The organism is Faecalibacterium sp. Marseille-Q0746 (assembly GCF_017377595.1).
Classification (GTDB): domain Bacteria; phylum Bacillota; class Clostridia; order Oscillospirales; family Ruminococcaceae; genus Faecalibacterium; species Faecalibacterium duncaniae.
In genome coordinates this window covers 104,199-117,730 of record NZ_JAFREI010000009.1, presented here as the reverse complement: position 1 = coordinate 117,730, position 13,532 = coordinate 104,199, and the positions used below count along the sequence as shown (strand labels likewise).

Sequence of the window (13,532 nt, the reverse complement as noted above, 5' to 3'; positions counted from 1 at the left end):
ATCCCGCATTGATTTTTACATGGAAAAGGGCGAACAGAAGTACCTGCTGGAAGTCAAAGGCTGCACACTGGAAGTGGACGGCATCGGCTATTTCCCGGATGCACCCACCGAGCGCGGCGTGAAGCACTTGCATGAGTTAGCGCAGGCGCAGCGGGCAGGGTATCGGTGCGCAGTAGCCTTTGTGATCCAGATGGAAGGCATCACCGAGGTGAGGCCGAATGTTGATACGCAACCGGAGTTTGGCACAGCGCTGGCCGAAGCGAAAGCCGCAGGTGTGAGGGTGCTGTTTCTGCTTTGCCATGTCGGGCGGGACAGTCTGGAAATTGTGGAGCAGCGGGAAATGTGAAAAACCACATGAGGGAGGAACCACCATGCCTTTTTTGATGATCCGCAACGACATCACCAAGGTAACAGCGGATGTCATCGTCAACCCGGCGAACCGGAACCTTTTGCAGGGCAGCGGCACCAGCCGTGCCATCTATCAGGCAGCAGGGGAGCAGGAGCTGACCGCCGCCTGTGAAGCCATCGGGCACTGCGAGCCGGGCAGGGCAGTGTGTACCCCGGCATTCGGGCTGCCCGCAGTCTGGAACACCTGATGGACAACCTGGGCGAGAGCTTCACCACCCGGCTGCTGCGGCTCATTGATGAGCGGGGGCTGAAGGATTCCACCGTGTACAAGCAGTCCAACATCTCCCGGCAGCACTTCTCCAAAATTCAGTGCAACCGGGACTACAACCCCAAAAAGAAGACCGTGCTTGCCTTTGCCGTGGGGCTGCATCTGTCGGAGGATGAGACCATCGACCTGCTTAAAAGCGCAGGCTATGCCTTCTCCGATGGCTCCAAGCGGGATTGGATCGTGCGGTACTGTTTGGAACAAAAAATTTATAACATCAATCAGGTCAACACCCTTTTGTTCCAATGGAATCAGGAACAGCTGGGTGCGTGATTTGTCGTCTGCCCGTTGACCTTTTGCCCTCCGGTTTGTGGTATCCTTTTGTCAGAAAGACGAAACACCACAGATACGGAGGGTATTTTATGTTAGGAGCAATTTTGGGCGATATGGTAGGCAGCCCCTACGAGTTTGACCGGAACAATCACAAGAGCAAGGATTTCCCCCTGCTGAGCGAAAGATCGCACTTCACGGATGATACCGTTATGACCCTTGCAGTGGCACGGGGCTTGATGGCGGGGCAGGGAGATGCACAGAAAACCTTTGCCGAAGTGCGGTACGAAATGCGGCGTTTGGGCAATGTGTATCCCGATGCCGGTTACGGCGGGATGTTCCGCCGGTGGCTGTGTGCGGAGCATCCGCAGCCCTACGGCAGCTTTGGCAATGGCTCTGCCATGCGGGTGGCGGCGGCAGGCTGGCTGTTTGACACGCTGGACAAAACGCTGGAGATGGCAAAGGTGACTGCCGAGGTCACCCACAACCACCCGGAGGGCATCAAGGGCGCACAGGCCACGGCTGCGGCCATTTTTCTGGCACGCACCGGCCACAGCAAGCCGGAGATCCGGCAGTATGTGGAGCAGACCTTCGGCTACGATTTGAGCCGCACCTGCGATGAGATTCGTCCGGGCTATCGCCATGTGGAGACCTGTCAACAGACCGTGCCGGAGGCCATCATTGCCTTTCTGGAAAGCAATAGCTTTGAAGATGCGCTCCGCAATGCTGTTTCCCTTGGCGGCGACAGCGACACCCTTGCCTGCATCACCGGCGGCATTGCCGAAGCCTTTTACGGGATGCCACAGGAACTGCGGGCAGAGACATTGAAGCGTCTGCCGGAGGATCTGCGGGCAGCGTACGAGCTGTTCCGGCAGAACCTTGAGCGAAGGATGTGACACTATCGGTGCTGAGAGCCGCCGCACAGTGATTTGTGCGGCGGCTCCTTTTTGTGCAGGTGCTTTTCTGCAAGGGGAAAGCGTGGTATACTGAGGGCGGAAAATCGGAAGTTATATGTGGAGGAGGATTATTATGAATACAGTTAGAATGATTTTATGTGGAAATGTTGAAGATAGCAGAATGAATCCAAGTGAAAAGGTAGGAGTAGTATCAGTGGTTTTTGTTTCTACAGAGGAGGAAAAAATTAGGAATAAACTTAAAAAATTGCAAGATAAAAATCCTGAAAAATTTTATATGGAATACGTTACTCCATTAGATGTTGACTTAACAAGTTTAGAGCACTATCCATCGATTGAAATATCAAAAAATGATTTACAATAACAACTTCCAGTTTGCCACCCAAGAACATCCATAAGAGAGGAGTGACCGTTATGAAGGAAAACAACTGAAACGTAGCTTTTTTGCGCCAAAATGAGATAAGCCGGAAAGCAAACGGTATGCGATTCCATCTCCAGGGTTGATTTTTGTCTCATTGTGGTAATAGGGAAAGACAGATACAAGATATTGTTGCAAAAGTATTATTTTTTCGTGAATATTAGCACTCTGCTATTGACACTGCTAACGCATGGTGCTATAACAGTGGCGTGCTCAGGAGGAAGGGCAAAAGGAGAGCCGCAAGGCTCTCCGGAAAGCCTTTCCGAGTGGACGCTTCAGATTTTTTGCCCCGACCCGAACGCCGGGATTGGAGGAATGATTTATGCTTATGCCGACTGTTTTCCATGAAAACCTGTTCGATGATTTCTTCGATCCGTTCTGGAATGACGCTGCACTGGAACGTATGATGAACCGTGAGGCTCGTGATACCTTTGGTAAGCGTGGTGCAAACATGATGAAGACCGATGTCAAACAGACGGACAACGGCTACGAAGTAGCGGTTGACCTGCCGGGCTGCAAGAAGGAAGACGTTCAGATGGATCTGAACGACGGCTACCTGACCATTCAGGCAGTGCGCAGCCACAGCAACGACGAAAAGGATAAGAATGGCCGCTATCTGCGGCGCGAATCCTTCTCCGGCACCTGCGCACGCAGTTTCTACGTGGGCGATGTGAAGAAGGAAGACATCCACGCAAAGTTCGAGGATGGCGTCCTGCACGTCGAGTTGCCTGCTCCTCAGCAGACGAAAGCTTTGCCTGAGAACCCGAATCTGATTGCAATCGAGTAAAACGCCGGTCGTGTGCGTCCAAGTCACACACGCACATAAGATGCCCCCGGAGAGCCGCAACAAGCTCTCCGGGGGCATTTTTATTCGCAGAGTAAACCACAAGCGATGCTTGTGCATTAAAAACACAAACTGCTATAAACTACTTCATTCCCTTTTTTTTCGCTGTTTACGATAGCCTGCACCTTGGTGGGCAGACCATAGATGCTGATGAAACCGGTGGCATCGCTCTGCTTGTAGTCGCCGCCTGCGGCAAAGGTGGCGATGTCCTCACGATACAGAGAGTACGGCGACCAGACCCCTGCATTGATGAGGTTGCCCTTGTACAGTTCCAGACGCACCTTGCCGGTGACATGCTCCTGTGTGGAGGTGACAAAGGCACTCAGAGCTTTGCGCAGCGGGCTGAACCACTGGCCATCATACATGATGGCAGCGTCCATTATACAGGCACTTGGAAAATGTGTAAAAAGTGTTCTGTATATAGCAGCAATATGAAAGCAGTATTTCACAGCGGGGCATTATGAATCTATAATAGGTAGCTGGAAATAAACAGAAAGAGGGTCTTTTGATGGCAACGATATTTCCAAGAGAAGAAAAGGCAGAGGCACTGTTCGGGGAGATCCTGAAAAATCCAGAAGCCTGCCACCGCCTGATGGATACCTTCAACGACTCGCTGGACATGGCAGACGTACTGGATGCGCCGGCCGTGAGTGCACAGCAGTTTGCCGCGGCGCTGTTCAATGCCTACGAGAACAAGGATCTGTCTGCCTTTCTGATGGCGATCTGCCAGCACAGTATGTTTGACCTGCTACGGAACGCTGCCCTGATCCCGTTCAAATTCAACGCCGATGGTCAGCCGAACCCGGTGATCCTGACGGATGATGCCGGCGTTCTTTTGCCGAACAACGAATTTGCCGTGAGCAGCAAAGTATACGACCGGTTCATCCGGGTGTTCCAGAAGCAGGAAAAGGTAAAAATGTACCTTGCCAGCGGCTACTGCAAGTATCACGGCTACGACGAAGGCTCGATGGATGTGGTGGAGTACCACTACAACCAGCATTTGGGGCTGCTGCTGATCTACGAACTGCCGGACACCGTGAAGCAAAAGGTAACGGAAGCGGAGGCCTACTCCACCGTCTGGGATATCCAGATGAAGCTGCAGCACGCACTGCCCCGTTCCGTGGTCTACTATGGACAGGATACGCTCAAGGACGGCGGAACCCGCTACGATGAACTTGGCGTTTTTCTGCCGCTGGAACACTTTGCCGACCGGCTGGAACGCCATGTGGAAACTGCTACCAAGATCGTTTACGGCGAGTAAACGCCCTGTAAACGAACTCCCTTTATAAGTGCATTACAGCAAAACAAAACGCAGCGAACCGTTAAAAGATTCGCTGCGTTTTGCCTTATAAGGGAGAATGGAAATGCTGCACATCAGGTGCAATAACGGAAAGTCTTGTCAGTGACAATACGGGCGAAGATCAGCCCTAACGGCAGTGCCACGATGATGAGAATGGCATCTGCAAACCATGTGGCGGAGTCCATCAGAGACAGGATGCCCAGATTATAGATGGCACGGTAGAAATACAGTCCCGGTACCATGATAACGATGGACGGCACGGTGACGGAGATGCGGGGATAACCGACGGCGCTCTTCAGGCAGGAGGCCAGCAATCCGGACAGCAGTGCGCCCAGAAACGCTGCAATAGCGGGCGGAAAGCCCGCAAGGCTCACCAGCTCCAGCCGGAACGTGTTCGTTACCGCACCGATAAGGGCGGCGCAGACTGCCAGGTTCCGGGGACTGTTGAACATGAGCGAAAAGCCGAACACACCGCCAAAACTTGCCAGCAGCCGGAACACGATCTCTTCCGGGAGTGTCAGGCTCAGGGCAGGGAACTGCACCGGCTGCAAATGCAGCAGCAGTGCCATGATCCAAGCCGTCATGGTTGCCACCAGAATGATGAGGACGGCGTAGGCCAGACGTTCCAGCCCGGAGCGCATATCCAGCTTGGCAAGGTCGATGCCGCTGGTAATGAACGGAAAGCCCGGAATGATGAAGAGCATGGAGCAGATATACCCCGCCTCGTGCTGCGCCGATACGGCAAACAGCACCTCTGCCAGCTTCAGCAGGATGGCATACACGAGGCTTGCTGAACAGACCGACGCCGTAATGCCCAGAAACAGGGTGAAATGGTGTTTTGTCAGCTTGCACCGTACAAAGTTGCCGATGCCTGCACCGCAGAAGGCACACAGCATTTCCACAATGCCGCCGCCAAGCAGAAAGGTGAAGCAGCCGCAGGCCAGTGCAGCTGCAAAGCCCAGTGCGATGGGCGAATACAAGCCGTGGATGCGCTCGATCTCATCGAGGTGGCTGTGCAGCTCTTCGCCGGTCATAAATTTTCCTTCCCGGTCGAAGTCGTTGACGAAATGCTCCAGCCGGTTCAGCCGGGAGGTATTCACGCCCGTGTTTGTCAGACAGAGTGACTGGGTATAACACTGGTCACCATCAAAGCAGGTGAACTCAATGGACAACAGGCCGATGTCCGCTGTTGTTGTGACTCCCAGCTCCCGCGAAAGGGTGTTCATGGAGCTTCGGACACGCCATGCGCCGGTGCCGCATTCCAGCAGCATCAGCCCGGTGCGTCCAATGACGGAGGCTTTTTCCACAAGCCCCGCCTCGGTAATGGGAACGCCCTTGCTGGCCGACGCATAGTCGTGCCAGTAGACTTCCATGTGATTTTTGATGATCTCACTTTGCCGTTGTCCCATACCGGAAAGCCTCCTTTGTGATATGGGAATGTTGCAGCCGTTTCAAGACTGCGGTGCTATTATAAGGGAAATTGCAGGGCGGGTAAAACGTATCTTGGATATGCCGGCAATGTTCGTTTGGTATTTCAAAGGAAGATAAATGTATCGAACACCGGAACTGTCCAGTAGCTCTTTCACTGCCTTTGCATGGTGCGATTTCATATTATATCCATTGCGAGGACAGAATTGCCGTTCAGATGGGGAAGCAAATCAGTTTCCAGATACCGCTTAAATCTCTCCACAGTACAAGCACATATTCGGCTGCTTTCTAAAAAGGGCTGCAAAGCAACTTTTGCGGTCTGCCGTACAGAAGATACTGAATACAAACCGCCCCCTCTTCCGTTTTCACCTTCACCTGTTCTGCATGTTCAAATATATCGCGCAGACGGCGGTATTCTGCCCGCTGCGCATCCGTGTAGTGAGACGGCATATCCGAGGTGAGGAACACATTGCCCAGCAGGGCATTGACCGTGGCAAGGGTGCGTTTTTGCTCTGCCGTCAACTTGCAGTTTTCCTCCCGGAGGAAGAAGACATCCGGGTCGCTGCCATAGGCACGGCCATTGAGCTGCCGCCGGAATAGCGTGTTGTTGATGGCCTGCTTTGTGGACACCCGCTCCCGGTGGAACAGGCGCATATACCACACATCGTCCCAGTCCAGCCCTACGTCACAGCTGACACGGCAGTAATCCACCAGCCCGAAAGCCGGCATCACCGGTACGCCGCAGCCGAGAATCTGCTTTTGCCCGCACCATGTGCGCAAAAGCTCCATAGCACGGTACATCCGGGCTGCCCGGCTCTCGCGGGCGTTGCCAAAGGGGGCAGCACCGTACAGAAAATCCAGCTTGACAAGGTCGAAGCCCCAGCCGTTCAGCACCCGGTCAAATACCCGGCGCAGATAATCCAGCACGGCCGGGTTGTCGATATCCAGCGCATAAAAGCTGCTCCAGTTGCAGCCGCAGCACCACGGTGCACCGTTCACCTTCAGCAGCCAGTCCGGGTGCTGCCGGAAAAGGGCGGAGTTCTTTTCGCACACAAAGGGCGCAAGCCATAGCCCAGCCTGAAAGCCAGTGGCATGAATTTCCTCCACCATGCCTTTCAGCCCGTGGGGGAATTTCTGTGCATCTGTTTCCAGCCAGTCGCCCACCTTCGGCTCCCAGCCATCATCGATCTGGAACAGGTCTCCCGGGCAAAGCAGGCTGCGACATCCGGTCAGATCCTCCCGAATGGTATCCTCGGTGATGTCCTGATAGCGGTTGTACCAACTGGAATAGCCTGCCAGCTTCTTTTCAGTCCGGGGCTTGATGCCCATAGCCTGAAACCAGCTGTCGAACACCTCCGTCTCGCCGCCCTCGGCAAAAAACAGGTCAAGGAGTGGGAAACTGCCGCCGGGATGCTCCACTCCGGAGCAGTCACGCTCCAGCGTCAGCAGGGCTTTGCCGCTGTCGTAGCGGAGGATGGTGTAGCCCGGCTTCTCGTCCAGCGATGCCACCAGCTGGAACTGCCCGCCCTTGCGGAAATAGCAGTAGGAAAAGCCGTGGCTCTGCCCCTTTTGATGTCCGTAAGGCGCAAAATGATAATCGCCGTAGCGGTCAAAGGCGTATTTTTTGCGCAGAAAGCCGGGGATGTGGTCGGTGCCGCGCAGCTTGCCGTTCCGGTCCAGCTCCGGGCTGTAGGTCCATGTCTGGTAGCCGTTCATGAACAGACGCTCGTCTGCTTCCATCGTCCACGGCATCTCGGCACGCACCGCCTTCAGCGTCCCGGCGGGCAGGTCTGCCGTCAGATGCAGCGCACCGCCATTCTCCGTGACCGTGCAGTTGCCTGTCTGTACGCCGCCGGAAGTTTCCGCGTACCAGTGCAGCGTTTCAGTCATGGTGCGTTTCCTCCCCGTGGAGCTGTGCGCTGATCTCGGCAGCGCGGGCATCGGTCAGAACAAACTTGCGGCGGAACAGCACCAGCGCACCAGCCAGCACCAGCATGGGCAGAACGGTCATCATCAGGCGCAGACCCAGCAGGGTTCCGGCGCTTTGTACTGCCACCGGACCGGTCTCCTCCGTGTTGCCCACAAGACCGATGAGGTCCAGCCCGATGCCGGTCAGGAATACCGCCACACCGGAGGCAGCCTTGACCACAAAGGTCTGCATGGAAAAGATAACGCTCTCCTCCCGGCGTCCGGTCTTAAGCTCGCCGTAATCCACGCTGTTGGAAAGGAACAGGGTGGTCAGCACGGTCAGCATTCCGTTGCAGGCAAACACCACCACGCCCGGAATGCACAGCAGGGCAAGGCTGTGGGACAGGCCGGTCAGGCAGAACACCAGCAGCGTGCCGTAGCCGCACAGCGCCAGCACAAGGCTGAGCTGAAATACCTGCGTGCTGCTGAGCTTTTTGCGCAGCAAGGGGTAAAGCACCATCATGCCAAGGATCTGCGCCGCACCGCCCACGGTGGAAAACAGGGTGTAGGTGGCTTTCCAGCCTGCACCGCCAAGGTCGTATTTGAAGAAATAGATGATGAAGTTGGAGGTAAGGTACAGCGCCGAGTTGATCAGCACGATGCTGCCTACCACTACCATAGCCTGATCGTTGCGGAACAGGGCGGAGAACATCTCCTTTACGGTGGCGGTCTTCATCTCACTGGGGGTAGTTTCTTTCATGGAAATGCAGCACACCAGCTCGGTCACTGCAAAAATTGCCGCTACGATCAATGCCACCCAGCGGAAGCCAGCGCGCTCGCTGTCGCCGCCAAGGGCTCCCACCAGCAGCATGGTGAACATGGCGATAAGAGCCGAACCAACGCCTGCACAGGTGCGCCCCACCATGGAAAGGTTCTCCCGGTCTTTTGGGGTGCGGGTCACGGCCGGGATCATGGACCAGTAGGGGATATCCATCATGGTATAGGTGATGCCCCACAGGATGTACACCACGCTGAAGTAGACCATCAGCGCTGCTTCGTCCAGCACCGGGGCGGCAAACAGGGCGTAGAGCACCAGCGCATTGAGCAGCGTGCCGGAAAAGATCCACGGACGGAACCGCCCCCAGCGGGTGCGGGTCTTTGCCACCAGAACGCCCATAAAGGGGTCGTTGAAGGCATCAAAGAACCGGGCAGCCATGAGCACGACGCCCACAAAGCTGGCCGAAAGCCCCAGCACATCCTGATAATAATACATGACGTAAGAAGCCGACAGGGCATATACCATATCCTTGCCCACGGCACCAATACCAAATGCGGTTTTCTGTTTCAGGGTCAGTTCCATACAGCGTCCTCCTTTTCAATGGTGAACCGTAGCACAACGGGCTGGGTCTGCGGTGCAGAAACGGTCAGCAGGGCTTCTCCGGCAGTGCCCACGGTGCGCAGATAGGTTCCGGTCATGCCGCCCTCGGCAACAGCGGTCTGTGGACCCACAAGGGCGGCGCTGCCCTCCACCGCAAATTGCACCGGGAACTGTGCGTAGGGGGCAGGGGTGCCATTCTCGTCCAGAATGCGCACCCGGACAGCCGCCATATCGTAAGTATCTTTTTCCCGAAGAGCCGTCCGGCTGACCTTGACTTCCAAGTGCAGCTTTGCGCTGGGGCAAAGGGTCACGCTGCGCACCACGTTGCCGTCCTGCACGGCATCGAACCGCCAGCGGGTAGCTTCGCCGCCCCAGTTGCCTACATATTTGCCGTAAAGCGCCACGCCATCTTCAAAGCTCATTTTGTAGTGCAGCATACACCAGCCGAATTTGACCTTGTAGGCCAGCGGCAGTCCCGGCAGCCCATATTTCCCGGCAGCCAGCAGGCAGTCCCGCACAGCGGCTGCCTTGGCGGGGGAAAAGTGCTCCTGCGTTTCCAGCAGCTCGCCAATGGGATCGTCCATCACAAAGGGAGGGTGGGGCAGCGCCGTCCACTCGCTTTGGCGCAGGGTGGTGACAAACACATCGTTTTTGTAAAGCTTTACCTGCTGGGCATTGCTGAAAACGTAGGCTGTGCCCAGCTGCCCGGCGGGGTTATCGCCGATGTCCATGGAGGAGCTGACCGCCAGCACCGGGTCAGTATCGCCCTGACTGGCATAGACCGCTGCCGCCAATTTGGGGTTGCGGAAGCTGTCCAGCACACCGTGGTAGCAGATGCGATCCCCGGAGCCAAAGTCCTTGTGGGTCTGGTAGTCGAACATGCACCAGCCAAAGCACCCGGCGTGCTCTCCGCTGGCATAGGCGGCGTTCTGCACCCGGACGTGCCGCAGGGCGTGCTCCTGTCGATGAGGGCCATCGTCAAAGGGCTTGGTGGGGTACATGTGACCGTTGCACTCCGAGATGAGCAGCGCCCTGCCCATATCCGGGGTTACGTCCTTTTTGGGCTTTGCGCCGGGCGTTACGCCGTTGTGGGAAAAATCGTTGTAGGCGTAGACGTCCTCCAGCAGATGGCTTTTTTCCAGATACCGCACACCGGAGGTGGCGCGGCTGGGGTCCAGCTGATGGGCAATTTGATTGGTGCGGGTGTAGAAGGCATCGTCGTCCACGCTCTCGTTGATGCGCACGCCCCACAGGATGATGCTGGGGTGGCTGCGGTTTTGCAGGATCATCTCCCGCAGCATTTCGCAGGCGGCGTCCTTCCAGTTGTCGTCCCCGATGTGCTGCCAGCCCGGCAGTTCGGTGAACACCAGCAGACCCCGCCGGTCGCACTCGTCCAGAAAATATGGACTTTGGGGGTAGTGGCTGGTGCGCACGGCGGTGCAGTGCAGCTCCTCCTGCAAAACGCGGGCATCCTCCCGCTGCAGGCTTTCCGGTGCGGCGTAGCCGATGTAAGGGTAGCTCTGGTGTCGGTTCAGACCCCGCAGAAAGGTCTTTTTTCCGTTGAGGTAAAAGCCATCCGCCCGGAACTCTGCGGTGCGGAAGCCAAACGTCACCTGTTTGCGATCGATGGGTTGTCCGGCTGCGTTCAAAAGCTCTGCCACGGCATGATGCAAAACCGGGTGCTCGGTATCCCACGGCTGTGCGTCCGGGACGGAAAACTGCATCTTCCCGGTTTCTGCCGCCTGTGCGGTCTGCTCTGCCAGCAGGGTGCCGTCTGCGGTCTCCAGCCGGATGCGGACCGCCACGGCTGCGGGTGTGAGCTCTGCCGTCCACTGCACCACAGCCTCTTGCAGGGTGGGCGTGTAGACGAACAAATCGGTCAGGCGGCTCTCTGCCGTAGCTTCCAGCCAGACCTCCCGGTACAGCCCGCCGTAGGTCAGGTAGTCGATGACAAAGCCAAAGGGCGGGATGGCCGGGTCTTCACGGGTATCCAATTGCACGGTCAGCAGGTTTTCAACCTCCCGATCTACAAGGTCGGTGATCTCCACCGTAAAGCCGGTATAGCCGCCCCGGTGCTGCCCGGCAACCCTGCCGTTGACCCGCACCACCGCCTGATGAGCAGCTCCGTCAAAGCGGAGGAACAGCCGGGGCGCAGCCTGCACCGGCGGCACCCGGAACCGTTTGCGGTAGCCGCAGACCATCTCGTAATCGGCGGGGGAGGCATAGTGCAGCGGCACCTCCCGGCAGGTATGGGGCAAGCGGACGGCTTGTTGTTTTGGCACCGGCAGCCCCTTGCCAAAGGCTTCGGTCCAGTGGTGGGTAAACTCCCAATCATCGCAAAAACTGTGTTTCATCGCGGCAGCACTCCTTCCAGTAAGATCGAGATCATTTCCTCCAGTACAGCCACATACTGCACCCCGCTTTCTGCCAGACTGCGGTCTGCCAGAAAGCTCTCAATGGACGCGGTGATCATCTGCCGCAGCACCGGCAGGGACACCGGACGCATGACCCCCTCTGCCACCGCCTGTTCCAGCAGCGCCATGGTGGGTTCCCACCCGTTTTCCAATTGACTGCGCACCCGCGCCGCCACCACCGGGTATTTCTCGTCCAGCTCCTTCATCTGCCGCAGGTCCAGCGCGGCGTATTCCGTCGGCATGGCAATGATGACTGCCCGCAGCTTTTCCTGCAAGGTACCGCTGCCTGCCAGAATTTCCTGCTTGCAGCGGTGGATGTCCGCAAAGGCATGGTCTACCATGTCCAGCAGAAGGGCCTCCTTGGAGGGGTAAACGGTGTAGATGGTCTTTTTGCTGATGTGCAGCGGCTCTGCCACCTGTTGCATGGTGAAATGCAGCCCCTGTTGACGGAATAACTGCATGGCCTGCGTGCGCACAAGGGCACTGAGCTTTTCCTGCATGAGCGTCCTCCTTGTGGAAACTGTGCTTGCTTTTCTGGTTTCCATTCTAGTGCGGAAACCGAGCTAAATCAAGCGGTTTCCGCATTTTCTGCGTTCTGCCAAGAAAGTGCAGACATTTTGCAGCAGAATGACAAAAAGAACCCCGGCGTGCCTTGAAAGCTGCCGGGGTCTTTTGCGTGCAGGTGCTTTTCCGCAGCGGCAAGCCTCGTCAAAACTCCGGGTGCCATTCGTCCCGGATGCCAATGTCGGCACAGACGATTTTTCCGCACAGCGGCGCAGAAGATTCTGCGATATGCAAAGGCTTATAGCTGTCGAAGGTTACGGTCAAATCTGCATGGGCAGCACCCTCGGCAACCTCCCCGGTATCCGTGTTGATGCCGCTGGGCAGGTCTACGGCAAGCACAAAGGCACCGCTCTTGTGCAGACGGCGTATCAGCCCGCAGGCAGCAAGACCGGAAGGCCGAAGTGCACCATGGAACCCGGTGCCATAGAGAGCATCCACAGCAGCATCAAAGTGCTGGGTTTCCAGTACAGAGCAGTCAGTGCAGATGTGCACCGGCAGGGAGTGCAGACGCTCAAAATTGAGGATGGCATCCGCAGTTTTCGGCTCGCCCTCGGCCAGAAGAACGGTCACATTCCAACCGTCTTTTGCGGCGGTGCGGGCAATCACGAACCCATCGCCGCCGTTGTTGCCCTTTCCGCAGACCACCAGCAGCCTACCGGAATGTGGGAACTGCTTTTGCAGTTCAGCGTAAGCCGCCAGTCCGGCATTTTCCATCATTTGCAGGTAGGGCAGACCGTGGGCATCCCCGGCACGTTCAATTTCCTTCATCTGCGCAGCCGTCACAATGCGATGTTGCATGTTGGCACCTTCTTTCTATCTCTATTATAATGGATGAGAATGTTTGGAACAAGATGAAAGATACCGGTGCATAGAATCGGTCCCCGGAGAGTTGGAACAAGCCCTCCGGGGGCATTTTTGCTTTTCACTATCTTTTCCGCAGGGGAAAACCATGGTATACTGGATGCAACGAATCCAAAGTAATAAACCGGGAGGTACCGTTATGAAGTGGGGAATCTTAGCCACCGGCACCATTGCCAAAAAGTTTGCGTCTACGGTGGAACAGATGGGCGCAGAGGGGGAGCGGCTTGTTGCCGTGGGGTCACGGCACATGGAAAGCGCACAGGCGTTTGCACAGCAGTATGGCATTCCTCGCTGCTATGACTCCTACGAAGCCCTTGACGCAGACCCGGAGGTCATCCGCTGCTCGGTGGACATCAACGGCTTTGAGTACGAGATCCGGGAAGCAAGCCGCTGCGTCAAACTGGGGCGTACCGACAGCGACCGCTACACCCCGCAGGACAGCCTTGCCCTGACCCGCCTGATGTACGACACCCGCATGAGCTGGGGCATGAAGTTTGCGGGCGAGGTGTAAGCACACACCTTGCCGCAAAGGGCTTTTTTTGCGTGCGGAGACTATGGCA

The 13,532-nt window shown here is 56.6% G+C and carries 15 protein-coding genes; 8 read left to right on the top strand and 7 right to left on the bottom strand.

Annotation, left to right across the window (positions count from 1 at the left end):
• The 6 genes from J3351_RS07200 to J3351_RS07180 form a co-directional block, all read left to right on the top strand.
• Nucleotides 1-346, top strand: a 346-nt coding sequence (locus J3351_RS07200; RefSeq protein ID WP_242699340.1) for a DNA/RNA nuclease SfsA, incomplete at its 5' end; no start/stop codon positions are given.
• A gap of 25 nt (nt 347-371) precedes the next feature.
• A complete protein-coding gene (locus tag J3351_RS14135; protein WP_227622932.1) occupies nt 372-596 on the top strand; it encodes a macro domain-containing protein in 225 nt (74 codons plus the stop codon).
• Nucleotides 554-946 carry a hypothetical protein gene (locus J3351_RS07195; RefSeq protein ID WP_223385166.1) on the top strand — a complete coding sequence of 131 codons (393 nt, stop codon included), beginning with the start codon at nt 554-556 and terminating at the stop codon, nt 944-946. The genes J3351_RS14135 and J3351_RS07195 overlap by 43 nt, the downstream gene beginning before the upstream one ends.
• An 89-nt stretch (nt 947-1,035) precedes the next feature.
• Nucleotides 1,036-1,839, top strand: coding sequence for an ADP-ribosylglycohydrolase family protein (locus J3351_RS07190; protein ID WP_097770685.1), 804 nt, complete (start codon nt 1,036-1,038; stop codon nt 1,837-1,839).
• Between the two features lie 133 nt (nt 1,840-1,972).
• Entirely contained in the window at nt 1,973-2,221 is a 249-nt protein-coding gene (locus J3351_RS07185) for a hypothetical protein (protein ID WP_097770686.1), read from the top strand.
• 376 nt (nt 2,222-2,597) lie between these two features.
• Entirely contained in the window at nt 2,598-3,062 is a 465-nt protein-coding gene (locus tag J3351_RS07180; RefSeq protein ID WP_156061435.1) for an Hsp20/alpha crystallin family protein, read from the top strand.
• 116 nt (nt 3,063-3,178) lie between these two features.
• Here J3351_RS07180 and J3351_RS07175 read toward each other — a convergent pair whose 3' ends face one another.
• On the bottom strand, nt 3,179-3,499 hold the full coding sequence (locus J3351_RS07175) for a hypothetical protein (protein ID WP_370684106.1): 321 nt from the start codon (nt 3,497-3,499) through the stop codon (nt 3,179-3,181).
• Between the two features lie 128 nt (nt 3,500-3,627).
• On the opposite strand from J3351_RS07175, the gene J3351_RS07170 reads away from it, so the two are divergent.
• Nucleotides 3,628-4,380 carry a DUF4866 domain-containing protein gene (locus J3351_RS07170; RefSeq protein ID WP_154259461.1) on the top strand — a complete coding sequence of 251 codons (753 nt, stop codon included), beginning with the start codon at nt 3,628-3,630 and terminating at the stop codon, nt 4,378-4,380.
• 113 nt (nt 4,381-4,493) lie between these two features.
• On the opposite strand, the gene J3351_RS07165 is transcribed toward J3351_RS07170, so the two are convergent.
• The 6 genes from J3351_RS07165 to J3351_RS07140 all read right to left on the bottom strand — a co-directional run bounded on the left by J3351_RS07165 (nt 4,494) and on the right by J3351_RS07140 (nt 12,909).
• Entirely contained in the window at nt 4,494-5,828 is a 1,335-nt protein-coding gene (locus J3351_RS07165) for a threonine/serine exporter ThrE family protein (protein ID WP_097793325.1), read from the bottom strand.
• A gap of 307 nt (nt 5,829-6,135) precedes the next feature.
• Complete coding sequence (locus J3351_RS07160; RefSeq protein ID WP_207697421.1) at nt 6,136-7,737, bottom strand: glycoside hydrolase family 36 protein; 1,602 nt, start codon at nt 7,735-7,737, stop codon at nt 6,136-6,138.
• Complete coding sequence (locus J3351_RS07155) at nt 7,730-9,115, bottom strand: glycoside-pentoside-hexuronide (GPH):cation symporter (RefSeq protein ID WP_207697420.1); 1,386 nt, start codon at nt 9,113-9,115, stop codon at nt 7,730-7,732. The genes J3351_RS07160 and J3351_RS07155 overlap by 8 nt, the downstream gene beginning before the upstream one ends.
• Nucleotides 9,106-11,487, bottom strand: a complete 2,382-nt coding sequence (locus tag J3351_RS07150; protein ID WP_207697419.1) for a glycoside hydrolase family 2 TIM barrel-domain containing protein — start codon at nt 11,485-11,487, stop codon at nt 9,106-9,108. The genes J3351_RS07155 and J3351_RS07150 overlap by 10 nt, the downstream gene beginning before the upstream one ends.
• Nucleotides 11,484-12,047 (bottom strand): TetR/AcrR family transcriptional regulator, encoded by a 564-nt coding sequence (locus tag J3351_RS07145; protein ID WP_207697418.1) that lies wholly within the window; start codon nt 12,045-12,047, stop codon nt 11,484-11,486. The genes J3351_RS07150 and J3351_RS07145 overlap by 4 nt, the downstream gene beginning before the upstream one ends.
• 208 nt (nt 12,048-12,255) lie before the next feature.
• A complete protein-coding gene (locus J3351_RS07140) occupies nt 12,256-12,909 on the bottom strand; it encodes an NAD(P)H-hydrate epimerase (protein ID WP_207697417.1) in 654 nt (217 codons plus the stop codon).
• Between the two features lie 202 nt (nt 12,910-13,111).
• Between J3351_RS07140 and J3351_RS07135 the strand changes: the two genes are divergently transcribed.
• Nucleotides 13,112-13,483 carry a Gfo/Idh/MocA family oxidoreductase gene (locus J3351_RS07135; RefSeq protein ID WP_005934061.1) on the top strand — a complete coding sequence of 124 codons (372 nt, stop codon included), beginning with the start codon at nt 13,112-13,114 and terminating at the stop codon, nt 13,481-13,483.
• Nucleotides 13,484-13,532: the final 49 nt, after the last annotated feature.

Coding starts and splice junctions, on each gene's coding strand:
- J3351_RS07190 (WP_097770685.1), top strand. CDS start 1,036: ATGTTAGGAGCAATTTTGGGCGATATGGTAGGCAGCCCCTACGAGTTT.
- J3351_RS07140 (WP_207697417.1), bottom strand. CDS start 12,909: ATGCAACATCGCATTGTGACGGCTGCGCAGATGAAGGAAATTGAACGT.
- J3351_RS07135 (WP_005934061.1), top strand. CDS start 13,112: ATGAAGTGGGGAATCTTAGCCACCGGCACCATTGCCAAAAAGTTTGCG.
- J3351_RS07160 (WP_207697421.1), bottom strand. CDS start 7,737: ATGACTGAAACGCTGCACTGGTACGCGGAAACTTCCGGCGGCGTACAG.
- J3351_RS07180 (WP_156061435.1), top strand. CDS start 2,598: ATGCTTATGCCGACTGTTTTCCATGAAAACCTGTTCGATGATTTCTTC.
- J3351_RS07150 (WP_207697419.1), bottom strand. CDS start 11,487: ATGAAACACAGTTTTTGCGATGATTGGGAGTTTACCCACCACTGGACC.
- J3351_RS07185 (WP_097770686.1), top strand. CDS start 1,973: ATGAATACAGTTAGAATGATTTTATGTGGAAATGTTGAAGATAGCAGA.
- J3351_RS07170 (WP_154259461.1), top strand. CDS start 3,628: ATGGCAACGATATTTCCAAGAGAAGAAAAGGCAGAGGCACTGTTCGGG.
- J3351_RS14135 (WP_227622932.1), top strand. CDS start 372: ATGCCTTTTTTGATGATCCGCAACGACATCACCAAGGTAACAGCGGAT.
- J3351_RS07165 (WP_097793325.1), bottom strand. CDS start 5,828: ATGGGACAACGGCAAAGTGAGATCATCAAAAATCACATGGAAGTCTAC.
- J3351_RS07145 (WP_207697418.1), bottom strand. CDS start 12,047: ATGCAGGAAAAGCTCAGTGCCCTTGTGCGCACGCAGGCCATGCAGTTA.
- J3351_RS07175 (WP_370684106.1), bottom strand. CDS start 3,499: ATGGACGCTGCCATCATGTATGATGGCCAGTGGTTCAGCCCGCTGCGC.
- J3351_RS07155 (WP_207697420.1), bottom strand. CDS start 9,115: ATGGAACTGACCCTGAAACAGAAAACCGCATTTGGTATTGGTGCCGTG.